The organism is Geothrix sp. (assembly GCF_030219325.1).
In the GTDB taxonomy this organism is placed as follows: domain Bacteria; phylum Acidobacteriota; class Holophagae; order Holophagales; family Holophagaceae; genus Geothrix.
On the sequence record NZ_CP126625.1, the window covers coordinates 975,673 to 1,002,612 of the forward strand.

The following is a 26,940-nucleotide window of genomic DNA, read 5'->3' on the forward strand; positions in this document are numbered from 1 at the left end:
GCTTAGCACCTCAGAACCGGAACACCACCGCGCCCTGCAGGAGCGTGCTGTCGTAGGTGCGGTTGATGCTGCTCACCAGCACCCGCGCCTCGGCGCCGAGGTTGCGCGTGAACTGCCAGCCGGCGCCGGCGGTGATGCCGAGCTTGGTGGTGTGGGAACGGATGGAGCCCAGGGCGGATTCCTGCTCGGAGAACCAGCGTACCGCGCCCAGGCCCCCCACCAGATAGAAACCCTGGTCCCGGTCCTCCACGTGGTACAGGTGATCGAAGGCGAGGTTGTAGTTGCTCACCTGGGTCTTCACGCCGTTCACCGCGGGGCCCTGGCCCCAGACGTTCCAGTCGAAGCGGGTGCGGCTGGTGTGGTGCAGCCCGCGGCGGTGCAGCCCGTGGATGCCCAGGCCGAAGCCCTGCTTGCCATCCATGGCGGTCTTCAGGTCCTGGGTGGGCTGGTTCAGCGTCACCTGGCCCTGCACATCGAAGTTTCCCGCGGCCAGGGGCAGGCCGAAGGCGAGGGCGCAGAGCGCCGGGAGTCGAGCACGCATGATGCCTCCATGGGGGAAAGGTCTGACGGGTGGGATATGCCAGGGCTGTGCCAGGGGTTCAGGCGCTTTGAATTCCAGTGCGTTTCATGAATCCAGCGCACACCGACGTTGCACCCGCGCACAGGCCCGCGCCACGCGGCGTCGATCTGCAACGCACTCCGGAGTTCCTACGCTCTCAGCGCTCCAGGATGAAGGTCACGGGCCCGTCGTTCACCAGCTCCACCTCCATGTGCTCCTGGAAGAAACCGGATTTCACGCGGGGGTAGTGGGCCTTGAGCAGGTCCAGAAACTTCCGGAAGAGCACCCGGGCGGCCTCGGGGTTCATGGCCTGATCGAAGGAGGGCCGCCGGCCCCTGGCGATGCTGCCAGCCAGGGTGAACTGGCTGATGGCGAGAATCTCGCCGCCCACCTCCTGCAGGCCGAGGTTCATCTTTCCATCTGCGTCCTCGAAGATGCGCAGGGTGGCGAGCTTGGCAGCGGCCCAGGCGCAGGTCTCCTCGGTGTCCCCGGTCTCCAGGCCCACCAGCACCAGCAGGCCGGGGCCAATGGTGGCCTCCAGGTCCCCGCTCCGCACGGAGGCCCGCTGCACGCGCTGGATGACGGCTTTCATGGGCAGGTCCCTCCACCCATGACAGTGCCACAGATGGCCGGGCGGATCCCAGACCCCGCGCCAGGTCCGCAGCGTGGCGGCGGGTAGGGCCGGCACCAAGGTAAGCTGGACCGGCAAGCGGCGTCCCTCCTCAACCCGCGCGTGCATGCAGGAGCCCCCTCGATGAGTGCCACCGTCCCTGGATTTGGTCAGCTTCTCCTGGCGGCCGCGGCCTGTGTTCAGGTCGCCTCCGCCAGTGAGCCCCGGCTCCGGGTCAGCTCGGAGGTCTGCAAGCCTGCAGACGTGGTCCTGATCAACCAGGACGGCCAGAAGGTCAGGCTCAAGCAGATCCTGGAATCGGGGGATCCCGTCGTCCTGAATTTCATCTACGGCCACTGCACCACCATCTGCCCGACCCTCTCGGCGGGGTACGCCACCCTCCAGGGCAGGCTCGGCGCCAGTTCGGGGAAGGTCCACCTCATCTCCATCACCATCGATCCCGACCGCGACACGCCGAAGGCCCTGAAGGACTACATGCGACGGTTCCGGGCCAGGCCTGGCTGGGACTGCCTCACGGGGAGCCGCAGGGACATCGATGCGGCCATGCACGGCATGAACACCTTCATCCCGGACCTGTCGTCCATGGTTCCAATCACCATGATCCGCCCCGCCGGTTCGGAGCAGTGGGTCCGGATCTTCGGTCTGATGAGTTCTTCCGAGTTCATCGAGCAGTGCCGGAGGACCGGCATCCTGTGAGGGTTCATGCGGGACGGGCTTGACGAATGATCGGGCCCTGGAAACGGCAACCCCCGGTCGCCCGGGGGTTGCGTGCTTCCAGTTGATGCGAACTGATCAACCCTTGTTCGTGCCGCCGGCCTTGGCGGAAGCCAGGGTGCTTCCCTTCAGGAAGGCCTGGGCCCCCTGGACGAGCACCTTCGCCTCCTGCACCTTGTCCGCGGTGAGCGTGGGGGCATGGACGCCCCAGGAGCCGTCCTTCTTGATCGTGGCGACGATCTCGCGGGCCTGGTTGACCATCACCTGGACCTGGGCCTTCTCGGCCTTGCCGAGCTGGCTCTTGGCCAGGGCGGGCCCCAGCTCCTTGAGGGCGGCCTCGACTTCGGCCAGCCCCGACTTCACGGGGTTCTGCCAGGTCATGACCTTGTCGTAGACCATCTTCTGGTTGGTGAAGAGCAGGTCCTTCGGCATGGAGGACATGGCCGGGCTGTGGCAGCCGCCCGCGGCGGCCAGGGCGGAGTCACCCCAGCTGGTGCGACCGCAGGACCACATGAGGTCGATGTAGGGCTTGCCGTCCTTTTTGGTGAGACGCCAGGCGCCTTCGCGGTAGTTCCGGTCCTTGCCTTCGGGCGGGTTGAGGGTCTTCGCCGCAGGATCGACGAGGATCTTCCAGATGTGGGAGGCCCGCTGCGCATCGAACCCACCATAGTCCGGGTACTGGATGGAGCCGAAGTTCTCGCAGCTCCCCATCGCGGGCATGTGGCAGCTGGCGCAGCTGTTGGCCCCGTGGATCTCATTCTTGGCGAAGAAGGCGGCCTGGGTGGCGTGGCAGTCCTGGCACTTCTTCCTCAGGGCCGGGACTGTGACGGACTCGCGCCAGTCGTTCTGGGTCACTTCATGGGGGTCGTGGCAGGTGCCGCAACCCATGCCGTGTTCCTTGTGAGAGGTGTAGTAGGACTGAGAGCCTTCGGTGCCGCAGGAGGGATGGAGGCTCTTGAAATAAGCCGAGAACTGATGCTTGGGATCCTTCTTCGCCTCGTCCGAGTTCCAGGCGAAGCGCTGGTGGCAGCGCTCGCAATTGGAGGGCAAGCCGGCCCCGCGTGCGCCGACCAGGTGGGCGCCGGCACCGTGGCATTCCTCGCAGGAAATGCCCTTGTTGATGGTGTGCTTGCGGAGTTCCGCCGGCTTGCCGAGGGCGGCGAAGAGCTCGTTCTGGTTCTTGAAGTCGAACTTGAAGGAGTGGCAGACCTCGCAGTACGAACTGGCCGGCTGGAAGAGCATGCTCTTCTGGTTTTTGGCCCCGTAGGAGGAGAAGCCCCAGATCTTCGACCCGTTGTCTCCGAAGCCCTTCAGGTCGGTGGGGAAACCCGGGACGTAGGCGGCGATCTTCTTCGTCATCTCGGGCGTGATGGATTCGGCCCAGGTCCGGCTGTGCTGGTTGCCGCCGGCCACCAGGGTGCCGGTGCCGTCCTTCAGCAGACCACCCTCGATGTGGTAGGTCCCGCGGACGAGCCAGGGATCCAGGAAACCGTACTTGGTGCGGGGCGTCCCGATGACGGCGAAGATCGAGTCGGCGGTGATGCCCGGCGGGAGGACGGAGACGTCCTTGGTGCCGTAGAGCCCCTTGTTCAAGTCCTTGCCCGGGATCTCATCCATCTCGTCGGGAAAGCGGACCACCTTGGCGTGGCGGGAGCGGGACCATTTCTCGTACTGGACCGGGTGGCACTCGCCGCACTTCTTCGCACCGACGAACTTGTTGGGGAAGTCGAGAATGGATTCCATCCCAAGGCGGTAGGTGATGGCGGCGTGCCGGTTGTTCTCCTCGGCGAACTTCTTGCCTCCCCCGAACTCGACGAACTCCTCCTCGCGGTCACTGATCTGGTACTTGCCGACGAGGCGGCTGTTCTTCTCGTAGGTCGTGAAGAGCGGGTGGTTCTTCTTCAGGAAGTCGTGGAAGGCCTTCTCCTGTTCCACGTAGCCCTCGAGCGTGCGGGGGCCCTCCTCGGTCGCCTCCTTGGCGGCAGGCTTCGCCGCTGGGGTCTTGCGGGCGGCCATGGTCCCGGCGGTCGCCGGTTTGGCCGGAGCCTGGGCGGGGCCAGGCTTCTCGGTCGCATGCAGGCCCACGAGAAGGGCCAGGCCACCCATGATCACCATGAGTCTTCCCCACTTCCACTTCACAACCCACCTCCGGATATGGCCGGCCACAAGCTCCCTGCCGGGTCGAATGAGAAAAGACATTCCAACCGCTGCGATGATCCGATTGATGATCGCAAGATCGTTTAAAAGGTAGGTTCAAAAATAAACAACCATGAGGTAATCTTTAGTGATCTTGTGCACATTCCCGGCGAGAGCAGGTGCGGCCAGGCAATGCCGCCGCTCCGGTTCCAGCGGACCCGACCCGCACGCAGGGCCCGGGCCTTCCGGTGGCCAGCCTGGCTGATCTGGACATCTGGTCGCGGGGGCCGGCTCCGAGCCCGATGTCAGGGTCTATCCGCCGGGGGCCGATGAACAAACCAGCATGTCCGATCCGAAACCCATCGACCTCCGGTCCGTCTACGACGCGAGCCTCCACTTCATGGGGGTGCTTTCGCCGGAGGGGATCCTCCTGGACGCCAACCAGACCGCCTTGGGGGCCGTGGGTCTTCCGCTGGCCGAGGTCCAGGGGCGGCCCTTCTGGGAGACGCCCTGGTGGACGCATGACCCGGACCAGCAGGCCCGGCTCAGGGCCGGCATCCAGCGGGCCGCCCGGGGCGAGTCCTTCGAGATGGAGACCACCCATACCACCGCGGACGGCCGGGTCCTGGTGGTGAGCTTCAGCATCCGCCCCCTTCTGGATGAGCAGGGGCGGGTGGTGGCCCTCCTGCCGGAAGGCCGGGACATCTCCGACCTGGCGCGGGAGCGGGAGCAGCTACGCCTGTCCGAGATGCGATTCCGGTCGCTGGTCGAGCACGCGCCGGAGGCCATCGTGATCCTGGATGCCACCACCGGCCGCTTCGTGGAGGCGAACGCCCAGGCCGAGGTTCTTTTCAAGTCCGACCGGGCCCATCTGATGGCCCTGGGGCCCGCCCAGCTGAGCCCGGAAGTCCAGCCGGACGGCCGGCCCAGCGCCGAGGCCGCCCCCGCCTACATCCACCGGGCCCTGGTGGAGGGGACGGTGGAATTCGATTGGACCCACCGGACCGTGGACGGCGAGCTCGTCCCCTGTGAAATCCGCCTGCTGAAACTGCCGGGATCCGCCGGGGACCTGGTCCGGGGCAGCATGGTGGACCTGAGGCCGCGGCTGGCGAAGGAGCGCCACCTCCTGGAGAGCGAGAACAAGTTCCGCCTGCTCTTCGAGCGCAGCGTGGAGGGCCTCCTCCTGCTGGACGGGGACCGCTTCACGGACTGCAACCAGGCCGTCCTCGACCTGCTGGGCTGCACTGAACCGGAATTCCTGAGGCTCCATCCCTGGGAGCTTTCCCCGCCGGTCCAGCCCGATGGCCGCTCCAGCGAGGAGAAGGCCCGGGACATGATCGCCACGGCCCATGCCCGGGGCGTGCACCGCTTCGAGTGGATGCACCGGCGCATGTCCGGCCAGGACTTCCCCGTCGAAGTGACGCTCATCCCCATCCCCCTGGGGGGGAAGGACATCCTGTTCACCTCCTGGCGCGACATCACCGACCGCAAGAAGGCCGAGCAGGACCGGCTCCAGCTGGAGCGCCAGATGCTCCACGCGCAAAAGCTGGAGAGCCTGGGTGTCCTGGCCGGCGGCATCGCCCACGACTTCAACAACCTGCTGACCGCCATCCTGGCCAACCTCAACCTCGCAGAGGCCGGGGTCCCCGAGGACAGTCCCGTGGCTGCGCGGCTGCGGGCCACCGAGGGGGCGGCCCTCAAGGCGGCCGAGCTGACGCGTCAGATGCTCGCCTATTCGGGCAAGGGCCGGTTCGTGGTGAGAGCCCATGACCTGAACCTGGTCGTGCGGGAAGTGACGGACCTCGTGAAGGTCTCCATCGCCAAGAAGGTGAACCTGCACTTCTCGCTGGAGCAGGGCCTGCCCCTGGTGGAAGCGGACGAGGCCCAGCTTCAGCAGGTCATCCTCAATCTGGTTACCAATGCCAGTGATGCCATCGGGGATGCGGAAGGGGAGATCCGGGTCACCACCTGCGCCCGCACCCTGGACGAGACCTTCGTTTCGGCCACCTTCCCCAGCCAGGGCCTGACGCCAGGTCTCTACGCAGTGCTGGAGGTCGGGGACACCGGCGTCGGCATGACGCCCGAGGTGCTGTCCCGGATCTTCGATCCCTTCTTCACCACGAAACCCGCGGGACACGGGCTGGGGCTCTCGGCCATCCAGGGCATCCTCCGCGGGCACCGGGCCGGATTGAAGGTGTATTCGGAGCCCGGCCGCGGGACCAGCTTCCAGGTCTACCTGCCGGCGACCTCGGCGCCCCTGCCGCAGATCATCCAGCTCCGCTCAGATCACTCCGATGTCGTCTTGAGCGGCCGGGTGCTGCTGGTCGATGACGAGAACTCCATTCTGGAGGTCACGGCCAAGGCCCTGGAGCGGCTCGGATTCGACGTCGAGACGGCGGCCGATGGGCGGGAGGCGATCGAGCTGTTCTCGAAGTGTCCGGAGGTGTTCCGCCTGGCCCTGGTGGATCTGACCATGCCCAGGATGGACGGCCGGGAGTGCTTCAAGGCCCTCCGCGCCATCCGGCCCGATCTGCCGGTGGTGCTGTGCAGTGGCTTCAGCGAGCAGGAATCGGTCAAGGCCTTCCTCGGCGAGGGGCTGGCCGGGTTCATCCAGAAGCCCTACTCGATGGGCATGCTGCGGAAGGCCCTGATCGAGGCCCTGCACAGCTGATCCGCCGGGCCCCATGACCGCTGGTCCCCCCAGGGCGACCGCTGGGCCGCCGGTCTGTTCCGCACGGGCCTTCTGCTCAACAGTGGGCGCAAATCGGCGTAACCTCTTCTCCTCGCCCCATCTTTCTCAAGGAGTCCCCCCCATGAACCCTGTGTCCATGTCCCGCCTTCTCTGGCCGGGTCTCGCGCTGGTCCTGGCGCTGCCCCTGGCCGCCGGGGGCGCCGAAGCCCCGGCTCCCAAAGGAGCCAAAGCCGTCGCCGTGGAAGCCAAGCAGAACCAGCTTCCACCCCTCATCGACCGGGACAAGTTCTTCGGGAACCCCGTGATCGCCGGAGCCCAGCTCTCGCCGGATGGCAAGTGGATCGCCTTCCTCAAGCCCTACAAGGAGACGCGCAACGTCTGGGTGAAGAAGGTGGGTGAGCCCTACAGCAAGGGCCGGCTCATCACGGCGGATCCCAAGCGCCCCATCCCGGGCTTCTTCTGGAGCCGGGACGGAAGGCAGATCCTCTTCGTGCAGGACAAGGATGGCGACGAGAACTACAACGTCTACGCCGTGGACCCCGCAGCCGCGCCGGCCCCCGGCAAGGACGCCCCCGAAGCCCGCAACCTGACCGCCGCCAAGGGCGCCCGGGCGCAGATCCTCTCCGTGCCCAAGGCCGACCCCGACACGATCTATGTGGGCCTCAACGACCGGGACGCCGCCTGGCACGACGTCTACAAGGTGAAGATTTCCACGGGCGAGCGCACCCTGATCCGCAAGAACACCGAGCGCATCGCCGGCTGGGTCTTCGACAAGAAGGCCAACCTGCGCCTCGCCGTGCGCACCACGGAGAAGGGCGACACCGAGATCCTGCGCGTGGATCCCACCCGCTTCGTCAAGGTCTACGAGTGCACCGTGTTCGAATCCGCCGGCCCCGTGGCCTTCCACAAGGATGGCAAGCGGGTCTACCTGGAGACCAACAAGGGGAAGCGGAACCTCGCGGAGTTGGTGCTCTTCGATCCCGCCACGGGCGAAGAAGTGAAGCTCGAGTCCGATCCCAAGGGCCGTGTGGATTTCGGCAGCGCCATCTTCTCCGACCTTACGGATGAGCTGCTGGCCACCACCTACGAGGATGAGCGAACCCGGATCTACTGGAAGAACAAGGCCTGGGAGGCCGACTACAAGCTGCTGCAGAAGAAGCTGCCGGGTCGCGAGATCGGTCTCGGCTCCATGACCACCGATGAGCAGCTGGTCATGATCACGGCCTACAGCGACCGCGACCCCGGTTCCCGCTACCTGTTCGATCGCCGCACCAAGAAGCTCAGCCTGGAGTACATCTCTCGGGAGGACCTGCCGCGCGAGCACATGGCCGCCATGCAGCCCATCCACTACAAGTCCAGTGATGGCCTTGAGATTCCGGCCTACCTCACCCTGCCCAAGGGCGTGCCCGCCAAGGACCTTCCCCTGGTCGTGGTGCCGCATGGCGGCCCCTGGGCTCGGGACAGCTGGGGCTTCAACAACATGGCCCAGTTCCTGGCCAACCGTGGTTACGCCGTGCTGCAGCCCAATTTCCGCGCCTCCACCGGCTATGGGAAGGCATTCCTGAACGCCGGCAACAACCAGTGGGGCGATCTCATGCAGGACGACATCACCTGGGGCGTGAAGCACCTGGTGGCCAACGGCACGGTCGATTCCAAGCGCGTGGGCATCATGGGCGGCTCCTACGGCGGCTATGCCTCCCTGGCGGGCGTGGCCTTCACCCCTGACCTCTACGCCGCGGCGGTGCCCATCGTGGGGCCCTCGAACCTCCTGACCCTGCTGGAAACCATCCCCCCCTACTGGGAGTCCTTCCGCATCATCTTCCACACCCGCATGGGCAACCCCGCCACGCCCGAGGGCAAGAAGCAGCTGGAGCGCCAGTCCCCCCTGAACTCCGCCGCCAAGATTAAGACGCCCCTCCTTGTGGTGCAGGGCGCCAATGACCCCCGCGTGAAGAAGGCCGAGAGCGACCAGATCGTCATCGCCCTGCGCGACCGGGGCTTCCCCGTGGAGTACCTCTGCGCCCCGGACGAGGGCCATGGCTTCGCCCGGCCCGTCAACAGCCAGGCCATGTTCGCGGCCGCCGAGAAGTTCCTGGCCAAGTACCTGCACGCCCGCTACCAGGAAGGCGGCAAGCCCGACGTCATGCAGCGCCTGCCCGAGATCACGGTGGATCCCAAGACCGTGGTGCTGGCGAAGAAGGCTGATGCCGCCTCCGTCGCCGTGCCCAAGCCCGTGGCCAACCCCACGGCCGGTACCTTCACCTATGCCGGCACCATCGCCATGGGCCCCCAGAGCATGCCCATCTCCATGGTCCGCACCGTGAAGGAGGAGGGCGGCTCCTGGGTTGTGACGGACACGGCCAAGCTGCCCATGGGCGAGGCCGTGGACACCACCACCATGGCCAAGGACACCCTGGCGCCCCAGAAGCGGCAGGTGAAGCAGGGCCCCGTTGCCATCGAGATCGTCTTCGAGGGTAGCAAGGCCACCGGCACCATGGCCATGGGCGCCGAGCCCAAGCCCTTCAGCATCGACCTCGGCGGCGGTGCCTACGCCGACGGCTCGGGCTCCCAGGATGCCCTGGCCTGCCTGCCCCTGGCGGTGGACTACAGCGTCACCTTCCGCAACGTGGACCTGCAGAAGCAGAAGGTCCAGCTCAAGCAGGCGAAGGTCCTGGCCCAGGAAGAGGTGAAGGTGCCCGCGGGCAGCTTCAAGGCCTGGAAGGTGGAGCTCACCTCCGCCGAAGGCGATCCCGGCAGCACCACGATGTGGGTGGACACCGCCACCCGCAAGGTGCTCAAGACCGTCTCGACCCTGCCCCAGATGGGCGGCGCCGTGGTCACGGTGGAACTGCAGAACTGAATCGGACTTGCTCCAGGGACGGCCGGGCTTGCCCGGCCGTTTTCATGCCCGGACGGGCTAAGATCAAGGGTGTCTCTTCATGAAGGGACCTGGGTCGGCCGAGGGATCGGTCCGTGTCGAAATCCGTGGATGAAGGCGGTTGAGTGGACAGTGAGCGCGTGTGGTGGGCCGGGTATCCGGCGGGCGTGGGCCGCGATGCCCAGCCATTTCCCTTCGACAACCTGGGCCAGCTGGTGCGGCGGGCGGCAGAGCGGTACGGGGACCGGAAGGCCGAGACCCTCGTCCTCCCCAACGGCATGGAGGCCTCGCTCAGCTTCAAGGAGATCGACTCTCTCTCGGATGCCTTCGCAGCCTACCTGCGGCACGGCCTCCGGCTCGAAGCGGGCGCACGGGTGGCCATCCTGCTGCCGAACTGCCTGGCCTATCCCATCTGCGCCTTCGGTGCCCTGAAGGCCGGCTGCGTCGTCGTCAACACCAACCCCCTCTACACGCCCCGGGAGCTGGAGCTCCAGCTGCAGGACAGTGGGGCCGAAGTGCTGGTGGTCCTGGATCACTTCGGCGACAAGGTGACGGCCGTCGTCCCCAGGACCGCCGTGAAGACCATCGTGGTCGCGGGCATCGCGGACTTCTTCCCGTTGGTGTCGCGGACCCTCATCAAGGCCAAGCTGAAGCTCTCGGGGGCGGTGCCCGCCCTGGGCCTGCCCTTCATGCGCCTGCCCCATGCCCTGCACCAGGGCACCCTGTACCGGGCCAAGGAGCACCTCCTCCCCGATTCGGTCCAGCGCCCGGCCCCCACCCGGGACAGCCTCGCGCTGCTCCAGTACACGGGTGGCACCACCGGCACCAGCAAGGGCGCCATGCTGAGCCACGGCAACCTGCTGGCCAACATGGAGCAGATCGCCGAGATCACGAAGGTCTACCTGACCTACGGCGAGGAGACCGTGCTGACGGTGCTGCCGATGTACCACGTGATCGCCTTCACCATCAACCTGTTCTTCGCCTTCCACTCCGGCAGCCACAGCATCCTGGTGCCCAATCCGCGGCCCCTCAGGAACCTCCGCGCGGCCTTCAGGAACCACGAGATGACCTGGATGACGGCGGTGAATACGCTGCTCAAGGCGCTCCCCGACGAGGCGTGGTTCAGGCCAGAAATGACCCGGAAGATGCTTGGCGCATTCGCCGGCGGCATGCGCACCCACCCCGCGGTGCTACAGCGCTGGGAGGAGGTCACGGGCTGCCTGGTGATCGAAGGTTTCGGCCTCAGCGAAACCAGCCCCCTCGTCACCTACAACGCCGCCGTCCGGGATGGGAGCCGCCTTCGGCGCACCATGCGACAGGTGGGTGGCGTGGGTCTGCCCCTTCCGGGGACCGATGTGCGCATCGTGGATGACGCCGGCAAGGACCTCCAGTCCGGTGAGCACGGCGAGATCCTGGTGCGCGGCCCGCAGGTGATGCAGGGCTACTGGAACCAGCCCGGGGAGACGGCCCGCGCGCTCCAGGATGGCTGGCTGCGCACGGGCGACATCGGGTGCCTGGATGCCGAGGGCTACCTCGACATCACGGACCGCAAGAAGGACATGATCATCGTCAGCGGCTTCAACGTCTTCCCCAACGAGGTGGAGGCTTGCATCGCCCTGCATCCGGACGTGGCGGACGTGGCCGTGGTGGGCATCCCCAGCGAGGACACCGGCGAGGCCGTGCGGGCCTTCGTGGTGTCCCGCAAGGAGCTCTCCGTCGAGGAGATCCGCGCCCACTGCCGCAGCCTGCTGGCGAACTACAAAGTGCCGACCAGCTTCAGGTTCCTGGCGGAGATCCCCAAGAACGCCGTGGGCAAGGCCCTCCGGCGCGAGCTGCGCCTGCCCGCCGCCAGCGAGGGCTAGGAACCCTCAGCCTCGCCGGAACCGGTGCAGGATCTTCCCCGCCAGCTCCCGGGCCTCGGGATGCCCCAATCCCGCCGCCGCGATGCCGTAGGCCACGGCGCAGAGCGCCACCAGGGGCAGCAGGCGGAGCCCCAGGGCCAGGCGCGTGAAGGCGTGGGGCGCGTCCAGGGCCAGGAACCGGGCCCCGGCCCAGGCCAGCAGGCCCATGAGGACACACGCCGCGAGCGCCTTCGCCGTGGCCCGCAGCAGGGGGAGCAGGTTCAGGCCCGGCAGGCGTGGCCGCAGGCGCACCAGCAGAAGCAGCAGGCCCACGAGGCTGGAAAGCCCGTTGGCCAGGGCCAGGCCGCCGGTGCCGAGGGGTTTCAGTAGGGCGAGGCTGAGTGCGACGTTGAGGACCAGCGTAAAGCCCGCCAGGGAGGCAGGGCCGCGGTAGTCCTTGAGGGCGTAGAGGGCCTGGTTGCCCAGGCGCTGGGCGGCGACGAAGACGAGTCCCAGGGACTGGAACACCAGCGTGACGGCGGTCCAGTCCGCGGCAGCGGGTCCGTAGGCGCCGGTGCGGAAGAGCAGGGCGCAGATGGGTCGCGCGAGCACCGCCAGGCCCGCGGAGGCCGGCAGCACCAGCAGCGCCGAGGCCGAGATCGACTGGATGAGGCTGTGGTGCATGGCGGGCCAGTCCCGGGCCTCGGCCTGCCGCGAGAGTGCAGGCAGGCTGGCCGTGGCCAGACTCATGGCGAAGATGCCCATGACCATCTCGCCCATCATGCCGCTGTTGTAGAGCACGGTCTGGGCGCCGTTCGGCAGCCGCGACGCCAGCATGGTGCTGATGAGGGCATTGATGGGGTAGATGCCCGCCGCCAGCAGACCCGGGCCCATGCGCTTGAGGGCCTTGAGCACCCAGGGATCCTTCAGGTGCAGGCCGAAGGCGAGACCGAAGCCCTCCTTCCGCACGGCAGGCAGCAGCACCAGCAGCTGGAGCAGGCCGCCCGCCAGCACCGCGCAGGCACACACCATGGCCACGGTCTCGAAGGGCACCGGACCTCCGCGCTGCAGAATGCGCAGGGCCGTCCACCCGAAGGCGATGAAGGCCAGGTTCCAGAACACGGAGACCGAGGCCGCCAGGGCGAAGCGGTGGCGCAGGTTCAGCAAGCCCGCGAAGCCCGCCGTGAGACTCACCAGGGCCAGGTAGGGGAACATGATGCGGCCCAGGGTCGCGGTGAGCTGGCTCTGGGCTTCGGGCCGACCGCCCATGAGCAGGCCCGCCAGGGGCCCCATAAGGAGCAGCACGAGGGCCACGCCTCCCAGCAGGATCGCCAGGAGGGTGCCGAGGAACCTCGCCGCCACGGCCTTCAGGGCGGCCTCGCCCTCGGCGGCCTCCGCTTCCGCCAGGGTGGGCAGGAAGGCGGCCGTCATGGTGCCTTCGGCGGTGAACCGGCGCAGCAGGTTGGGCAGGCGGAAGGCCACCACGTAGGCGTCGGCCGCGGCGCCCGCGCCGAGCACGTGGCTCAGGAAGAAGGTCTGAGCCAGGCCCGTGAGCCGGCTCAGCAGGGTCATCAGGCCGACGACCCCCGCGGACCTGAGCAGACTGGGTGCGCCCGGGTCCCCGCTCATGCCTGGATCAGCAGGTCGGGGCCTGCGGGGTCTATGGCGTGCAGCACGGCCAGATGCGGAAGGAGGAGCATGGTCATGAGGATAGCCTGGGCCGGGGGTTCTCCGGGTGCCTTCTCCAGGGCACAGGGCGGTTACGATTCCGTCGAAAAGTTCCCTGGAAAAGGAGCAGGAATGCCGGATATTTCAGGCAACGCGGTTCGCCTTCGGCACTAGGATGAACACTCTCCCCGAGGTCTGGGGGTGGGCTCATGAGACGACGCAGGGAGACAGCCTTCAGTTCCACGGATCCGCGCATCGACGCGGACCACCTCGCCCTGTTCAAGCTCCTCGACCGCATGGGCACCCACCGCCGCGCCTCGGACATCGACGAGCTCAATCCCCTCCTGGACCAGCTGCTCGACCACACCTTCGACCACTTCACCCGCGAAGAGCAGATGATGCAGGCCTGGGGCTACGCCGGGACCGCCGGGCACATCCTGGAACACGAGGCCATGCGGAAGGCCTTCATCGAATCCCTGCGGCGGGTCGTCAAGGGCGACCAGGCCGTCCCCGCCTTCATCCAGCACGCCAGGGAGAGCTTCACCTACCACTTCGAGACCGCGGACATGGTCTTCATCCACTGGCTGCAGATGAACCGGCCCACGGGAACGGGGTAGAGGGTCAGACCGAAGAATTGGAGCCGCCTGCCGGAATTGAACCGGCGACCTTCTGGTTACAAATCAGATGCTCTGCCAACTGAGCTAAGGCGGCACGCAGTCAGTCTAACGGACTAGGGCCCTACCGTGGGTCGCCGGCTGGATTGCGCTTCAGCTCTTCCATGAAGGTCTCCATCCACTTGGTGGAGAAGGCGCCGGAGACGAAGTCGGGGTGGTCCATGATGCGGCGGTGCAGGGGGGCAGTGGTCTTGATGCCCTCGATGACCAGGGTGTCGAGGGCGCGGCGCATGCGGGCGATGGCCTCGGTGCGGTTGGCGCCGTAGGCGATGAGCTTGGCCACCATGGAGTCGTAGTGGGGCGGGATGACCGCGTCCTGATGCATGGCGGTGTCCACGCGGATGCCGGGGCCCCCGGGGAAGTGCAGGGCGGTGATGCGGCCGGGGCTGGGCGTGAACTTGAAGGGATCCTCGGCATTGATGCGGCACTCGATGGCGTGACCCTTCTGGACCACGTCCTCTTGGCGGAAGCTGAGCTTCTGGCCGGCGGCGATGCGCAGCTGCTCTTTGACGATGTCGATGCCCGTGACCAGCTCGGTGACGGGGTGCTCCACCTGCACGCGGGTGTTCATCTCCATGAAGAAGAAGTCGCCGCGCTTGTCCAGCAGGAACTCGATGGTGCCTGCGTTGTAGTAGCCCACGGCCTTGGCGGCGCGCACGGCGGTGTCGCAGATGCGCTGACGCAGCTCGGGCGTGAGCACGGCGCTGGGGCTCTCCTCGATGAGCTTCTGGTGGCGGCGCTGGATGGAGCACTCGCGCTCGCCCAGGTGCACCACGTTGCCGAACAGGTCGCCCATGATCTGGACTTCGATGTGGCGGGGCTCCAGGAGGTACTTCTCCATGTAGACGCTGTCATCCCCGAAGGCGCCCTTGGCCTCGCTGCGGGCCGTGTTGTAGAGGTCGGGCAGCTCCTCGGCGTTGTTGCAGATGCGCATGCCGCGCCCGCCGCCCCCGGCGCTGGCCTTGACGATGACGGGATAGCCGATCTGCTCGGCCACCACCAGGGCCTCCTCCACGGTCTCCACGAGGCCGTCGCTGCCGGGCATGAGGGGCACGCCGGCCTCGAGCATGGTGGCCTTGGCCTGGGCCTTGTTGCCCATCTTGCGGATGATCTCGGCGCTGGGGCCGATGAAGGTGATGCCGCAGGCCAGGCACACTTCCACGAAGTGCGCGTTCTCGCTGAGGAAACCGTAGCCGGGATGGATGGCCTCGGCGCCCGTGACTTCGGCGGCGGCGATGACCTGGGGGATGTTCAGGTAGGACTTCGAGGACGGCGGGGGGCCGATGCAGACTTCCTCGTCGGCGAAGCGCACGTGCAGGGCGTTGCGATCGGCCTCGGAATAGACGGCCACGGTCTGGATGCCCATCTCCTTGCAAGCCAGGATCACGCGCAGGGCGATCTCTCCGCGGTTGGCGATGAGGATCTTCTTGAAGGGGGGCGTGTCGATGGGTGCCGCGACGGCGGCAGAGGCTTTGCGTTTGATGGCGCCCATGGCTTATCCGATCCGGACCGCGAAGAGGCGCTCGCCGTACTCGACCGGCGTGCCGTTCTCCACGAGCACTTTCACGACCTCGCCCGCCACGTCGCTCTCGATCTCGTTCATGAGCTTCATGGCTTCGATGATGCAGAGGGTCTGGCCGGGCTTCACGAAGTCGCCGGGGGAGGCGAAGGGGGTGGCCGTGGGATTGGAGGCCCGGTAGAAGGTGCCGACGATGGGGCTGGTGACGTAGTGGATGCCGGGCTCGTCCACCGGGACCGCGGCGGCCTGGGGGGCTACGGGGGCAGACGGGATGTGGTGGACCTGGGGCGCCGGGGCGGCCATGACGATGGGAGCGGCCAGGGGGGCCTGGATCACGGGAGCCGGACCATCCTTGCGGATGCGGAAGCGCATGTCGCCGGCCTCGAATTCGAATTCCTGGAAGGGCTCACGGCCCACCAGGGCGATGAGGGACTTGATCTCCTCGAGCCCGATGGTCTGCACCGAAGCCTTGGCTGGGGCCTTCGCGGCAGGTGCGGCGGATTTTGACGCGGCAGGAGTGGCCTTGGTCTTGGAAGCGGGGCGGGTGGCCGCGGTTTTCTTCACGGCAGCGGACGGCTTGCGGGAGGTGCTCATCAAGGCTCCAACGATCAGGTCAGGCTGGGGAAGGGATCGAGCATACCAAACCAGGGGGGGCTGGACAGGTCACGATTCTTCTGAAGGTTCCGCCACGGGAGCCTTCTTCTTGGCCCGGGGGCCGTTTTCTTCCGGTCGGAATTCTTTGCGGGCCGCATCGAGAATGCCGTTGAGGAATTGTGTGCCCTCCTGGTCACTGAATTCCTTCACGATCTCCAGGGCCTCGTTGATGACGATGGGGAAGGGCACTTCCTTCACGAACATCAGCTCGTAGAGGCCCAGGCGCAGCAGGTTGCGGTCCACGGCGGCCATGCGGTGGATCTTCCAGTGCTCGGCGTACTTGGTGAGCACGCCGTCGATCTCCTCCATCTGGCCGTGGACCCCGTCAACCAGGCGTCGGGCGTAGTAGAAGGCGTCCCGGTTCAGATCCTGGATGGCGTAGAAACCAGCGAACACCTGATCCGGCGCGTAGCCGGTCAGGTCCATGGCGTACAACATTTGCAGGGCGTATTCACGCCCGCGACGACGAACTCCCATCTACTTCTTTCCCTTCTTGCCGCCAAGGGTGTGGGCCAGGTCCACCATCTCCAGGACGCTCTGGGCGGCTTCCCAGCCCTTGTTGCCCATCTTGGCGCCGGCCCGGTCGATGGCCTGCTCCACGCTGTCCGTGGTGAGCACACCGAAGGCCAGGGGCAGGCCGGTGTCCAGGGCCACCTGGGCGGCGCCCTTGGTCACCTCGGCGGCGATCATGTCGAAGTGCGGGGTGCCGCCGCGGATCACCGTGCCCAGCACCACGACCCCGGCATAGCGGCCGCTGGTGGCGGCGAGCTTGGCCGCCTGGGGCAGCTCGAAGCTCCCCGGGACGCGGATGAGGTCCATCTGATCTTCGGTGCCGCCGTGACGGAGGATGCAGTCCTTCGCGCCGTCGATGAGGCGCTCCACGATGAAGTCGTTCCAGCGCGAAGCCACCAGGGCGAAGCGATCGCCCTCATGCACGCGGATGTGGCCCTCAAAGATCCCCATGGGAACCCCCCGAAAGGTGGTTAAGAACTGACGAGCGTAACACAACCCGCGGCAACGGTAACTCGGAAATGGCCCGGGGCGTGCCCCGGGCCATTTCCGAGCCGGAAGGAACCTAGACCTGCACGGTGTCCGCGATCTCGCGGAAATCCGGAATCTGATCGAAGTTCATGTAGCGGTAGATGTCCTTGGCCTTGGCATCCACCACGCCGATCTGGGCCATGTACTCGGCCACGGTGGGGATCTTCCCGGTCAGGGCGCAGATGGCGGCCAGCTCGGCCGAGGCCAGGTAGACCTGGGTGTCGATGCCAAGGCGGTTGGGGAAGTTGCGGGTGGAGGTGGACACGGCCGTGCTGCCCTTGCGGATCTGGGCCTGGTTGCCCATGCAGAGCGAGCAGCCGGGCATCTCCAGGCGGGCGCCGGTGCGGCCCAGGATGCCGTAGTAGCCCTCCTGCGTGAGGATGTACTCGTCCATCTTGGTGGGCGGGGCGATCCAGAGGCGGGTGGGGATGTCGCTCTTGCCGTCCAGCAGCTTCCCGGCGGCGCGGAAGTGGCCGATGTTGGTCATGCAGGAGCCGATGAACACCTCGTCGACGGCCACGCCCGCCACCGCGGACAGAGTCTTCACGTCATCGGGATCATTGGGGCAGGCCAGCAGGGGCTCCTTCACGTCGGCCAGGTTGATCTCGATGACGGCGGCGTACTCGGCGTCGGCGTCCGGGGCCAGCAGCTCGGGCTTGGCGATCCAGGCCTGCATGGCCCGGATGCGGTTCTCCAGGGTCTCGCGGTGCTCGTAGCCGTTGGCGATCATCCACTTCATGAGCGTGATGTTGGACGTCATGTACTCGATGATCGGTTCCTTGTCCAAGTGCACGGTGCAGCCGGCGGCGGAGCGCTCGGCGGAGGCGTCGGAGAGTTCGAAGGCCTGTTCCACCTTCAGCTTGGGCAGGCCCTCGATCTCGAGGATGCGGCCGCTGAAGATGTTCTTCTTGCCCTTCTTCTCCACGGTGAGCAGGCCCTGCTGGATGGCGTAGTAGGGGATCGCGTTGACGAGATCACGCAGGGTCACTCCGGGCTGCAGCTCGCCCTTGAAGCGCACCAGCACGGATTCCGGCATGTCCAGCGGCATGACGCCCGTGGCGGCGGCGAAGGCCACCAGGCCGGAGCCCGCGGGGAAGGAGATGCCGATGGGGAAGCGGGTGTGGGAATCGCCGCCGGTGCCCACGGTGTCGGGCAGGAGCAGGCGGTTCAGCCAGCTGTGGATGACGCCATCGCCCACCTTGAGCGAGACGCCGCCGCGGTTGGTGATGAAGGGCGGCAGCTCGCGGTGGGTCTTCACATCCACGGGCTTGGGATAGGGCGCCGTGTGGCAGAAGGACTGCATCACCATGTCGGCCGAGAACTGCAGACAGGCCAGATCCTTCAGTTCATCGCGGGTCATGGGGCCCGTGGTGTCCTGGGAACCCACGGTGGTCATGTGCGGCTCGCAGTAGGTGCCGGGGCGGATGCCGGTGACGCCGCAGGCGCGTCCCACCATCTTCTGGGCCAGGGAGTAGCCCTTGCCCGTGTCTTTGGGCACGGCCGGGAGGCGGAAGATGGTGGAATCAGGCAGGCCCAGGGCCTTGCGGGCCTTGGCGGTGAGGCCGCGGCCCACGATGAGGGGGATGCGGCCCCCGGCGCGGACCTCGTCGAAGACCACGTCGGACTTCACCTTGAACTCGGCGATGACCTGGCCGTTCTTCAGGGCCTTGCCCTCATAGGGGCGCAGCTCGATGACGTCGCCCATCTCCATGCCGTTCACGTCCAGCTCGATGGGCAGGGCGCCGGCGTCCTCCATGGTGTTGTAGAAGATGGGCGCGATCTTGGTGCCCAGGCAGACGCCGCCGAAGCGCTTGTTGGGCACGAAGGGGATGTCCTCCCCCGTGAACCACAGCACCGAGTTGGTGGCGGACTTGCGGCTCGAACCCGTGCCCACCACGTCACCCACGTAGGCGATGAGGTTGCCCTTGGTCTTCAGGGCCTCCAGCTGCTTGAGGGGGCCCACCTTGCCGGGATCGTCGGGGTTGATGCCGGGGCGGGCGTTCTTCAGCATGGCCAGGGCGTGGAGCGGGATGTCAGGACGGCTCCAGGCGTCGGGGGCCGGGGACAGGTCGTCGGTGTTGGTCTCGCCGGTGACCTTGAAGACGGTGAGGGTGAGGCTCTGGGGCACCTCGGGGCGGCTGGTGAACCACTCGGCCTCGGCCCAGGACTTCAGCACGGCCTTGGCGTTGGCGTTGCCCGCGTCGGCCTTGGCCTTCACGTCGGCGAAGGCGTCGAAGACCAGCAGGGTCTTCTTGAGGCCCTCGGCGGCCAGGGTGCCGACCTGGGTGTCGTCCAGCAGGTCGATGAGGGGCTTCACGTTGAAGCCGCCCAGCATGGTGCCCAGCAGCTCGGTGGCCTTCTCGCGGGAGACCAGGGCGACCTTTTCCTTGCCGCTGGCAACATCCGCCAGGAAGGCGGCCTTCACCCGGGCGGCGTCATCCACGCCGGCCGGCACGCGGTGCGTGAGCAGGTCCAGGAGGAAGGCCTCTTCCCCAGCGGGAGGATGGGCCAGCAAATCCGCGAGCTGAGAGGTCTGGGCTTCGGTCAGTGGCAGGGGCGGGATGCCCAGGGCGGCACGTTCGGCGACATGTTGGCGATAGGCTTGAAGCACGGTCGACCCCCTGAGAGCGCCGCTGGGCGCGGTCCGAACCTCTATTCTACATCCCGGCGGGGCTGGGGCGGCGCTCCCTTCCCGGTGCTCCGGCCCGGCGGAACGGGCCAGGCGGGAGATGCCCGGGTCGGCTTTGACTCAACCTCTGGGCCCGCCGGCCGATGGAGGGGGAAGGCCGGGGGGTTGGAACGGATGGCGATCAAGCGGGTGCGGGTGGATCAACTCAAGCCGGGCATGTACATCCACGACCTGAACTGTGGCTGGCTGCAGCACGGGTTCCTCCGCCAGCAGTTCCTGCTCAAGTCCCTGGGCCAGATCGAGAAGATGCACCACCAGGGCATGCACGATGTCTACATCGACACCGGCAAGGGGGCGGACCTGCCCGGGGCGCCCACCGAGGCCGAGGTGCAGCAGGTCCTGCAGGAACAGCTGGAGGCCTCCGGGACCCAGAGGGCCATGCTTCCTACCGCCCCTGTGCCCCAGCGGGAGGAGGCCGCCGCCGCCCAGCGCATCCTGGGCGAAGCGCAGGGCGTCGTGAAGGACATGATGCATGACATCCGCCTGGGCAAGCAGGTGGATCCGGCCAAGGCCATGCCCGTGGTGGACGAGATCAACGCCTCCATGCTGCGCAATCCCGGCGCTCTGCTGAGCCTCGGGCGCATCAAACAGGCGGACACCTACACCTTCCAGCACTGTGTCAGCGTCTGCGCGCTCCTGGTGAGCTTCTCCCATGCCCTTGGCCTGGATGCCGAGGCGGTCCGCGAAGTCGGGCTGGGCGGCCTGCTGCACGATGTGGGCAAGATGAAGATCCCCAATGAGATCCTCAACAAGCCCGGGCGCCTCACGGAGGAGGAGTTCGCCGTCATGAAGTCCCATGCGGCCCTCAGCCGCGAGCTGCTGCAGGGCACGCCGGGCATCTCGGAGACCGTGATCCGCATCGCCTCCGAGCACCACGAGAAGATGGGCGGGTGCGGGTACCCCAAGGGGCTCCGGGGGAACCAGATCTCCCAGGCGGGACGCATGGCCGCCATCGTGGATGTCTACGATGCCCTCACCTCGAACCGGGTCTACCACAAGGGGATGGAGCCCTCCGATGCCCTCAAGAAACTGCTGGAGTGGAGCGGCGACCACCTGGACGGCGATCTGGTGCAGCTCTTCATCCGGGCCCTGGGCATCTACCCCGTGGGCAGCCTGGTGCGCCTGTCGGACGGCAAGCTGGCCGTGGTGGTGGAACAGCAGGAGGATCTGCTGCGGCCCACGGTGCGCGTCGTGTACGATGCCGTCCGCGGCTATGGCCTCCCTCCCAGGGACCTGGATCTCCTGGCCTCCGACCACCACATCGAATCCTTCGAGGAGCCGGCGGAGTGGGATCTCAACCCCCTGGACTACCTCCGGGCCTAGCGACCACGACCCGCCGGGGCACACCGGGGGTCAATGGGCGGTCAGCCCCCGGATCAGGGTCAGCAGATCGTCGATGGCAAAGGGTTTGTTCAGCAGGTGGGCCCGGGCATCCGCGGCGAAGGGCGTCTGGAAGGCCTCCAGGGACTGCCCGCTGGCGAGGATGAACGGAACCCGCGAGCCCGTCGCGCGGATCCGCTGGAACAGCTCCATGCCTGTGCAGCCGGGCATGCGCTGATCACTGAGCACCAGATCGAAGGCCTGGATCTGGAAGGCCTCCCAGGCCCGGTCTCCGGAGGCGGCCCGGCTCACGTGGGCTCCGGCCGCGACCAGGGCGCTCTCCAGCATGTCGAGGAGGAAGATCTCGTCCTCGGCCACGAGGATCCGCAATCCCAGGAGGGATTCGATGGGGTTCTTCCCAGAGTGCCGTGGGGCGCTGTCCGCGCCTCCGCATTCAGCCAAGGGGAAGCTCAGCGTGAACCGGGTTCCGGTGCCCACTTGGCTGTCCACGGCGATCGTTCCTCCGTGGGTCTGGACGATCCCATGCACCATGGAGAGCCCGAGCCCCGTGCCCTGGCCCACAGCCTTGGTGGTGAAGAACGGTTCGAAGATGCGGGGGAGGGCCTCTCCAGGGATGCCCTGGCCTGTGTCCTCCACCTCGAGTTCGATGCGTCCTTCCCTGGTCCGACGGGTCCGCAGGGTGAGCTGTCCCCCCTGGGGCATGGCGTCCCGAGCATTGACGGCCAGGTTCATGAGCACTTGTTCCAGCTGCAGGTGGTCGCCCTTGATGGGGGCTGGCCCGGACGCCAGGTCGGTGTTGACCTGGATGAGCCCCCCCAGGATGCAACCCAGCAGGTCCGCGGTGGCCGCCACCAGCTCGTGGAGGTCCATGGGGCGAAGGTCCGGGTCGCCATGGCGGCTGAAGGCGAGCAGGGTCCGGGTGGTCCGCGCACAGCTGGTGGCCGAGGACTCCGCCAGGATGAGCCGTTGCTGCGCGGGGTGCCCGTCCGGAAGCGTCTCCCGGACCAGGTGCATCTGGCCGAGGATGGCGCTGAGGTGGTTGTTCACGTCGTGGGCGATGCCGCCGGCAAGGGTGCCCAGGGTCTCCAGCCGTTGGCTGTGCTGGAGCTGCTCCTGCAGGGCGTGCCGCTCCCGGATTTCGGCGTGGGCCCACTGCAGGGCCTGACCCACGACCTGGAACTCGAGGACCTCGTTCGAGGGCCGGTGCGGAGCGACGCCCGCGCCGACCTCTCCCGCCGCGTTGGCGAGGTCCTGGATGTCGTCCGAGAGCCTCCGTCCCACCCGGAGGCCCCAGAGAATGGGCAGCAGCATCACCACGAAGGCGGCCGCCGTGAATCCCAGCAGCTTCCCCTGGGCCGTGGCGAGCAGGTCCGCTTCAGGGATGGCGAGGACCATGTGCCACTGGGACCCCGGGTGGCGGGGGAGTTCGCTCCGCAGGATGCGGTGGCGCAGCCCGCCGAGGAGGGCCGAGGTCGAGCCGGGCGGTGGCAGGGCCACCATGGCCTGGGAGCCATGGGCATCCGAGAGCACTTGGCCCTCCTGGTCGAGGAGCCAGAGCCGGCTGCCCTGGGTCGGCCGGAGCAGCTCGAGGAAGCCCTGGAGATCCTCGGCCACAAGATCGAGCCCCAACGCGCCTTCCAGCGGCTTTCCAGGTCTCCTCAAGGGCACGAGCCAGGTCATGACAAGCCGGTTTTCCGGAGGGCCCAGGCGATAGGGCACAGACCAACGGGGCGTCTCGAGCCCGCGGGCTTCCCGGTACCATGGCCGGCTCCTGGGATCGTAGCTGTCCAAGTCACGGTAGGTCCCGGGCGCTGGGGGCTCGAGGCCCAGGGCCCCGGCCTTCTGCCAGCCCAGCTGGAAGCTGCCACCGGGGACTCTCCGGATCACCCGGCCATGCCAACCATCCGTGCCCTGCATGAGGAGGAGGGAATGCCCCTGCTCATCCAGGAAATTGAGCAGGCGGAAATCATCCTGGCTGTGCAGCCAGGGCATGAGCAGCGAGGCGTTGGCTTCGGGAGCGTCGAATGGGAGCCTCCCCTGGGTCCAATAGCTGTGAACGAGGGAGCCACCTCGCTCCACCTCCGTCAGGCGCTGGTCCATGGCCTGGACCGCGATGCGCAGCCGGGCCTCGCCATCGCGCTGGGCCTGTCCAAGCAGGAGGGTCCGGGATCCCCACCAGACCAGCCCGAGGAGGATGGCCACGAGGGGAATTTGGATGCTCAGCAGCTGGCGGGCGAGGAGGCGGCGAAGAGGGGTCATGCCCTGTCCAGGTGGGGGAAGCGGCGGTGGAATGACGAGGGTGGCTCTGGGCAGTCTAGAACACGCCCCCCGCGGCAGCCGAGGACGGCGGTCACAAGCTGGAATAGGCCCTCAGAAGCCGGCGGCCTGCCCATCCTTCCGCGACTCCGAGGCGCCGAAGTAGACCTTCTGTTTGGGATCCCAGCGGATGGCCTGGTAGCCGCCGTAGCCGCCGAACAGCCAGCCCACGCCATGGCCACGGTTCATGAGCTCCCGCACGGTCTCGTAGGGGAAGCCGCTCTCCAGCTGGATGGTGCCGGGCAGTTTGCCCTTCTCTCCGGTGGGCTCTGGCGACCCGTCGTGGCTCATGCGCGGCGCATCGCCTGCCTCCTGGGCGTTCATGCCGAAATCGATCATGTTCATCACGATCTGGGCGTGGCCGATGGGCTGGAACTCGCCGCCCATGACGCCGTAGCTGAGGAAGGGCTGGCCGTCCTTGGTGATGAAGCCCGGGATGATGGTGTGGAAGGGCCTCTTGCCGGGGGCGTAGGTGTTGGCGTTGCCCTCCTCCAGGTTGAACAGCTCGCCGCGGTCCTGGAGGCAGAAGCCCAGGTCGCCGGGCGTCATGCCGCTGCCCATGCCGCGGTAGTTGCTCTGGATGAGGCTCACCATGTTGCCTTCACCGTCGGCGGTGGTGAGGTAGATGGTGTCGCCCTCCTTCAGGGGTGGGTGGCCCGCTTCCAGCCGGCGCGCGGCGCGGTTCTCATCGATGAGGGCGCGGCGCTGGGTGGCGTAATCCTTCGAGAGCAGCCAGGACAGCGGCACCTTCATGAAGGGGGCATCGGCGTAGAACTTCGCCCGGTCCTCGAAGGTCAGCTTCTTGGCCTCGGTGAAGAGATGCACATGCTGCGGGCTGCCGAAGGGGATCTTCGAGAAATCGTAGCCCTCGAGGATGTTCAGCATCTGCAGGGCGGCGATGCCCTGGCCGTTGGGGGGCAGCTCCCACACGTCGTAGCCGCGGTAGTTCACGCTGACCGGCTCCACCCAGTCCGAGTGGTGGGCGGCCAGATCCTCATAGCTGAGGAAACCGCCCTGGGTCTTCATGTAGGCGTCGATCTTCCGGGCGATGTCGCCCTTGTAGAAGGCGTCCCGGCCCTCTTTGGCGACGGTTTCCAGCGTCTTAGCCAGTCGCGGGTTGCGGAAGACCTCGCCGCTCTTGGGGCCCCGCTTGCCGTCGACCGTGTAGGTCTCCAGGAAGCCCGGGAACTTGCCTAGTACCGGTACGCTGCGATCCCAGTAGTAGGCGATGAGTTCGGAGACCGGGAACCCTTCCTTGGCGTAGCGGATGGCCGGGGCCAGCACCTGGGCCATGGGGAGCTTGCCGAATTTCCGGTGCAGTTCGAACCAGCCATCCACGCAGCCGGGCACGCTCACGGGCAGGGGGCCATGGGGCGGGATGTGCTTGAGCCCCAGCTTCTTGAAGTGATCGAGGGTGAGGGATTTCGGCGAGCGGCCGCTGGCGTTGAGGCCATGCAGCTTCTTCGTCTTGGCGTCCCACACGATGGCGTAGAGGTCGCCGCCCATGCCGCTGCCCGTGGGCTCCATGAGGCCCAGGGCCGCGTCCGCCGCGATGGCCGCGTCGACGGCGGAGCCGCCCTGCTTCAGCACGTCCAGGGCGATCTGGGTGACGAGGGCCTGGCTGGTGCAGGCCATGCCGTGCTGGGCCGCCACTTCGGAGCGCGTGGCGAAAGCGCGGCCGGTGACGCGGTCGCCGGCCCGAACAGACAGGGCTGTGAAACCCAGGACGAGACAGGCAGTCAGGAGGCGCATGGGAGCTCCGGGGCGTGGTTCCATGTAACCACGGTTGCCTCGCATGATGAGGCTTCATTTTTGGCGCCAAGGGACCATGCTGGAGCCGAGGTGCCCCATGTCCTTCGACGCTGTCACCCGGGAGTCCTTCCTCCGCCGCTACCGCCAGGGCGCCGCGCTGCTGCGGCAGGCCTGGAACGAAGTTCCCGCCGGGGCCCGGACCTGGCGCCCCGGCGAGGGCAAGTGGAGCGCCCACGAGGTGGTGATCCACTGCGCCGACTCGGAGACCTACGCGGCCATCCGCATCCGGCTCCTGCTGGGGGAGGCCGAGCCCTTGGTCGTGGGCTACGACGAGACCGCCTGGGCGAAGCGCTTCGACTACCACGCCTCGGATCCCGAGCTGGCCCTGCACCTGGTGGAGACCGCACGCGCCCACACGGCCGCCATGCTCGACCGGCTGCCCGAGGAGGCCTGGGGCCGCATGGGCCGCCACACCCAGAGCGGACCCTATGGAACCGATGACTGGCTGCGGAGCTACGGGGAGCACCTGGAGATCCACGCGGCCCAGATCCGACGCAACCTCGCGGCCTGGCAGAACCGCTGAATCTGGAGATCCCATGCCCCTCGTCCGCATCTCCCACCGGTCCGGCGCCTCCGAAGCCTACCGGCAGGCCCTGTCCGACGGCATCCAGGAGGCGATGGCAGGCACCGTCAACGTGCCTCCGGACGACCGTTTCCACATCCTCACCGAGCATGCGGCCGGCCTGATCTTCGATGCCCACTATCTGGGCATCGAGCGGACGCCCGACTGGGTGGCCATCCAGATCACCCTGCGCCGGGGCCGGACCGTGGAAATGAAGCAGGCCCTCTACCGCCGCATCGCCGAGAACCTGGCCCGGAATCCCGGTCTGCGCGCCGAGGACATCCTGGTCTGCCTGGTGGAGAACGACCTGGCGGACTGGTCCTTCGGCAATGGCGAAGCGCAGTATGTCCGCTGAGCTGGACCTGGGCGCCTACCTTCGGCGCATCGGCCTGAAGGAACCGCCCCTGGCGGATCTGGCGGGCCTGCGGGCGCTGCACCTTGCCCATGCCACGAGCATTCCCTTCGAGAACCTGGACATCCAGCTGGGCCTGCCCATCCATCTCGACTTGACTTCGCTGCAGGCCAAGCTGGTTCGGCAGCGGCGAGGCGGCTACTGCTTCGAGCACAACACGCTGTTCCAGGCCGTGCTGAAGGCCACCGGGTTCGAGGTCATTTCCTGCGAGGCCCGGGTGCGGCTGGGGGCGCAAGTGCTGCTCCCCCGCACCCACATGCTGCTGCTGGTGCGGCTGGGCGGGAGCGACTGGCTGGCGGACGCGGGTTTCGGGGGCGAGGGCCTGCTTGGGCCGGTGCCCCTGGACGGGGCGGCCCACGTGCAGTTCCTGAACACCTACCGGGTGGGCGAGGAGGGCGGTCTGCGCGTGCTCCAGTCCTTCCATCACGGCGCCTGGGAGGATCTCTACGCCTTCGAGCCCGCGCCGCGCTTCCCCATCGACTTCGAGCTGGCCAGCCACTACACCAGCACCCATCCCGACTCGCGCTTCATCAAGACGCTCACCGCCCAGCTGCCCGGGCCGGAGGTGCGTCGGATCCTCCGCAACCGCGCCTACGCCGAGCTGCGGGGCGATCAGGTGGCGGGCCGCGAGCTGGCGCCGGAGGAAGTGATCCCCATGCTGCGGGGGACCTTCGGGATCGACGTGCCCGAGGGGGCAAGGTTCCTGGCACTGGAGGGCTGAACCCCGCCACCCGCATGGCCGGGCCGGAAAGATGGCGGAATCCTTAAGAATCCAGCCATGCCCGTCGATGATGTCCCTGC

The 26,940-nt window shown here is 67.3% G+C and carries 20 protein-coding genes and 1 tRNA gene; 9 read left to right on the forward strand and 12 right to left on the reverse strand.

The window, feature by feature from the left end; translation table 11 throughout:
* Positions 1-10: 10 nt before the first annotated feature.
* Positions 11-541, reverse strand: a complete 531-nt coding sequence (locus tag QOZ81_RS04300) for an outer membrane beta-barrel protein (protein WP_291201120.1) — start codon at positions 539-541, stop codon at positions 11-13.
* A 175-nt stretch (positions 542-716) separates the two neighbouring features.
* Complete coding sequence (dtd, locus tag QOZ81_RS04305) at positions 717-1,151, reverse strand: D-aminoacyl-tRNA deacylase (protein WP_291201117.1); 435 nt, start codon at positions 1,149-1,151, stop codon at positions 717-719.
* Positions 1,152-1,313: 162 nt separating this feature from the next.
* On the opposite strand from dtd, the gene QOZ81_RS04310 reads away from it, so the two are divergent.
* On the forward strand, positions 1,314-1,886 hold the full coding sequence (locus QOZ81_RS04310; protein WP_291201114.1) for an SCO family protein: 573 nt from the start codon (positions 1,314-1,316) through the stop codon (positions 1,884-1,886).
* A gap of 96 nt (positions 1,887-1,982) precedes the next feature.
* Here the strand turns inward: QOZ81_RS04310 and QOZ81_RS04315 are convergent, their stop codons facing one another.
* The gene (locus QOZ81_RS04315) at positions 1,983-3,920 is read right to left on the reverse strand and encodes a cytochrome c3 family protein (protein WP_366082990.1); all 1,938 of its coding nucleotides are present in this window, start codon (positions 3,918-3,920) and stop codon (positions 1,983-1,985) included.
* 463 nt (positions 3,921-4,383) lie between these two features.
* Here QOZ81_RS04315 and QOZ81_RS04320 point away from each other — a divergent pair, with 463 nt between their 5' ends.
* The 3 genes from QOZ81_RS04320 (at position 4,384) to QOZ81_RS04330 (ending at position 11,472) form a co-directional block, all read left to right on the forward strand.
* A complete protein-coding gene (locus tag QOZ81_RS04320; protein ID WP_291201108.1) occupies positions 4,384-6,711 on the forward strand; it encodes a hybrid sensor histidine kinase/response regulator in 2,328 nt (775 codons plus the stop codon).
* Positions 6,712-6,853: 142 nt separating this feature from the next.
* Positions 6,854-9,592: a S9 family peptidase gene (locus tag QOZ81_RS04325; RefSeq protein ID WP_291201105.1), complete on the forward strand. Its 2,739-nt coding sequence runs from the start codon at positions 6,854-6,856 to the stop codon at positions 9,590-9,592.
* A gap of 143 nt (positions 9,593-9,735) precedes the next feature.
* Positions 9,736-11,472, forward strand: a complete 1,737-nt coding sequence (locus tag QOZ81_RS04330) for an AMP-binding protein (RefSeq protein WP_291201102.1) — start codon at positions 9,736-9,738, stop codon at positions 11,470-11,472.
* Between the two features lie 6 nt (positions 11,473-11,478).
* Here QOZ81_RS04330 and murJ read toward each other — a convergent pair whose 3' ends face one another.
* Positions 11,479-13,080 (reverse strand): murein biosynthesis integral membrane protein MurJ, encoded by a 1,602-nt coding sequence (gene murJ, locus QOZ81_RS04335; protein ID WP_291201099.1) that lies wholly within the window; start codon positions 13,078-13,080, stop codon positions 11,479-11,481.
* Between the two features lie 248 nt (positions 13,081-13,328).
* Between murJ and QOZ81_RS04340 the strand changes: the two genes are divergently transcribed.
* Positions 13,329-13,736 (forward strand): bacteriohemerythrin, encoded by a 408-nt coding sequence (locus QOZ81_RS04340; protein ID WP_291201096.1) that lies wholly within the window; start codon positions 13,329-13,331, stop codon positions 13,734-13,736.
* An 18-nt stretch (positions 13,737-13,754) separates the two neighbouring features.
* Here QOZ81_RS04340 and QOZ81_RS04345 read toward each other — a convergent pair.
* The 6 genes from QOZ81_RS04345 to acnB all read right to left on the reverse strand — a co-directional run bounded on the left by QOZ81_RS04345 (position 13,755) and on the right by acnB (position 19,618).
* A tRNA-Thr gene (locus QOZ81_RS04345) sits at positions 13,755-13,830 on the reverse strand.
* A 27-nt stretch (positions 13,831-13,857) separates the two neighbouring features.
* Positions 13,858-15,285: an acetyl-CoA carboxylase biotin carboxylase subunit gene (gene accC, locus QOZ81_RS04350; protein ID WP_291201091.1), complete on the reverse strand. Its 1,428-nt coding sequence runs from the start codon at positions 15,283-15,285 to the stop codon at positions 13,858-13,860.
* Positions 15,286-15,288: 3 nt separating this feature from the next.
* The gene (gene accB / locus QOZ81_RS04355) at positions 15,289-15,906 is read right to left on the reverse strand and encodes an acetyl-CoA carboxylase biotin carboxyl carrier protein (protein WP_291201088.1); all 618 of its coding nucleotides are present in this window, start codon (positions 15,904-15,906) and stop codon (positions 15,289-15,291) included.
* Between the two features lie 69 nt (positions 15,907-15,975).
* Positions 15,976-16,443 carry a transcription antitermination factor NusB gene (gene nusB, locus QOZ81_RS04360; RefSeq protein ID WP_291201085.1) on the reverse strand — a complete coding sequence of 156 codons (468 nt, stop codon included), beginning with the start codon at positions 16,441-16,443 and terminating at the stop codon, positions 15,976-15,978.
* Positions 16,444-16,929, reverse strand: coding sequence for a 6,7-dimethyl-8-ribityllumazine synthase (gene ribH / locus QOZ81_RS04365; protein WP_291201082.1), 486 nt, complete (start codon positions 16,927-16,929; stop codon positions 16,444-16,446). It abuts the gene before it with no gap.
* Positions 16,930-17,041: 112 nt separating this feature from the next.
* Positions 17,042-19,618, reverse strand: coding sequence for a bifunctional aconitate hydratase 2/2-methylisocitrate dehydratase (gene acnB / locus QOZ81_RS04370; protein WP_291201079.1), 2,577 nt, complete (start codon positions 19,616-19,618; stop codon positions 17,042-17,044).
* Between the two features lie 192 nt (positions 19,619-19,810).
* Here acnB and QOZ81_RS04375 point away from each other — a divergent pair, with 192 nt between their 5' ends.
* Positions 19,811-21,019: an HD-GYP domain-containing protein gene (locus tag QOZ81_RS04375; protein WP_291201076.1), complete on the forward strand. Its 1,209-nt coding sequence runs from the start codon at positions 19,811-19,813 to the stop codon at positions 21,017-21,019.
* 30 nt (positions 21,020-21,049) lie between these two features.
* Here the strand turns inward: QOZ81_RS04375 and QOZ81_RS04380 are convergent, their stop codons facing one another.
* Positions 21,050-23,296 carry a hybrid sensor histidine kinase/response regulator gene (locus QOZ81_RS04380; RefSeq protein ID WP_291201073.1) on the reverse strand — a complete coding sequence of 749 codons (2,247 nt, stop codon included), beginning with the start codon at positions 23,294-23,296 and terminating at the stop codon, positions 21,050-21,052.
* A 111-nt stretch (positions 23,297-23,407) separates the two neighbouring features.
* On the reverse strand, positions 23,408-25,105 hold the full coding sequence (gene ggt / locus QOZ81_RS04385) for a gamma-glutamyltransferase (RefSeq protein ID WP_291201070.1): 1,698 nt from the start codon (positions 25,103-25,105) through the stop codon (positions 23,408-23,410).
* A 97-nt stretch (positions 25,106-25,202) separates the two neighbouring features.
* Here ggt and QOZ81_RS04390 point away from each other — a divergent pair, with 97 nt between their 5' ends.
* Genes QOZ81_RS04390 through QOZ81_RS04400 form a run of 3 tightly spaced genes read left to right on the forward strand, consistent with a single transcriptional unit; the run spans position 25,203 to position 26,860 of the window.
* On the forward strand, positions 25,203-25,688 hold the full coding sequence (locus QOZ81_RS04390) for a DinB family protein (protein WP_291201067.1): 486 nt from the start codon (positions 25,203-25,205) through the stop codon (positions 25,686-25,688).
* 13 nt (positions 25,689-25,701) lie between these two features.
* On the forward strand, positions 25,702-26,082 hold the full coding sequence (locus tag QOZ81_RS04395; protein ID WP_291201064.1) for a tautomerase family protein: 381 nt from the start codon (positions 25,702-25,704) through the stop codon (positions 26,080-26,082).
* Positions 26,072-26,860 (forward strand): arylamine N-acetyltransferase family protein, encoded by a 789-nt coding sequence (locus tag QOZ81_RS04400; RefSeq protein ID WP_291201061.1) that lies wholly within the window; start codon positions 26,072-26,074, stop codon positions 26,858-26,860. Before QOZ81_RS04395 ends, QOZ81_RS04400 begins: the two co-directional genes overlap by 11 nt.
* The last annotated feature ends 80 nt before the right edge of the window (positions 26,861-26,940 follow it).

Excerpts from the sequence above, each read along its gene's own strand:
- nusB (WP_291201085.1), bottom strand. The coding sequence starts at position 16,443 with ATGGGAGTTCGTCGTCGCGGGCGTGAATACGCCCTGCAAATGTTGTAC.
- QOZ81_RS04390 (WP_291201067.1), top strand. The coding sequence starts at position 25,203 with ATGTCCTTCGACGCTGTCACCCGGGAGTCCTTCCTCCGCCGCTACCGC.
- accB (WP_291201088.1), bottom strand. The coding sequence starts at position 15,906 with ATGAGCACCTCCCGCAAGCCGTCCGCTGCCGTGAAGAAAACCGCGGCC.
- dtd (WP_291201117.1), bottom strand. The coding sequence starts at position 1,151 with ATGAAAGCCGTCATCCAGCGCGTGCAGCGGGCCTCCGTGCGGAGCGGG.
- QOZ81_RS04400 (WP_291201061.1), top strand. The coding sequence starts at position 26,072 with ATGTCCGCTGAGCTGGACCTGGGCGCCTACCTTCGGCGCATCGGCCTG.
- QOZ81_RS04325 (WP_291201105.1), top strand. The coding sequence starts at position 6,854 with ATGAACCCTGTGTCCATGTCCCGCCTTCTCTGGCCGGGTCTCGCGCTG.
- murJ (WP_291201099.1), bottom strand. The coding sequence starts at position 13,080 with ATGAGCGGGGACCCGGGCGCACCCAGTCTGCTCAGGTCCGCGGGGGTC.
- QOZ81_RS04310 (WP_291201114.1), top strand. The coding sequence starts at position 1,314 with ATGAGTGCCACCGTCCCTGGATTTGGTCAGCTTCTCCTGGCGGCCGCG.
- QOZ81_RS04300 (WP_291201120.1), bottom strand. The coding sequence starts at position 541 with ATGCGTGCTCGACTCCCGGCGCTCTGCGCCCTCGCCTTCGGCCTGCCC.
- ggt (WP_291201070.1), bottom strand. The coding sequence starts at position 25,105 with ATGCGCCTCCTGACTGCCTGTCTCGTCCTGGGTTTCACAGCCCTGTCT.
- accC (WP_291201091.1), bottom strand. The coding sequence starts at position 15,285 with ATGGGCGCCATCAAACGCAAAGCCTCTGCCGCCGTCGCGGCACCCATC.
- QOZ81_RS04395 (WP_291201064.1), top strand. The coding sequence starts at position 25,702 with ATGCCCCTCGTCCGCATCTCCCACCGGTCCGGCGCCTCCGAAGCCTAC.
- QOZ81_RS04340 (WP_291201096.1), top strand. The coding sequence starts at position 13,329 with ATGAGACGACGCAGGGAGACAGCCTTCAGTTCCACGGATCCGCGCATC.
- QOZ81_RS04315 (WP_366082990.1), bottom strand. The coding sequence starts at position 3,920 with ATGGCCGCCCGCAAGACCCCAGCGGCGAAGCCTGCCGCCAAGGAGGCG.
- QOZ81_RS04320 (WP_291201108.1), top strand. The coding sequence starts at position 4,384 with ATGTCCGATCCGAAACCCATCGACCTCCGGTCCGTCTACGACGCGAGC.
- ribH (WP_291201082.1), bottom strand. The coding sequence starts at position 16,929 with ATGGGGATCTTTGAGGGCCACATCCGCGTGCATGAGGGCGATCGCTTC.
- QOZ81_RS04380 (WP_291201073.1), bottom strand. The coding sequence starts at position 23,296 with ATGACCCCTCTTCGCCGCCTCCTCGCCCGCCAGCTGCTGAGCATCCAA.
- QOZ81_RS04375 (WP_291201076.1), top strand. The coding sequence starts at position 19,811 with ATGGCGATCAAGCGGGTGCGGGTGGATCAACTCAAGCCGGGCATGTAC.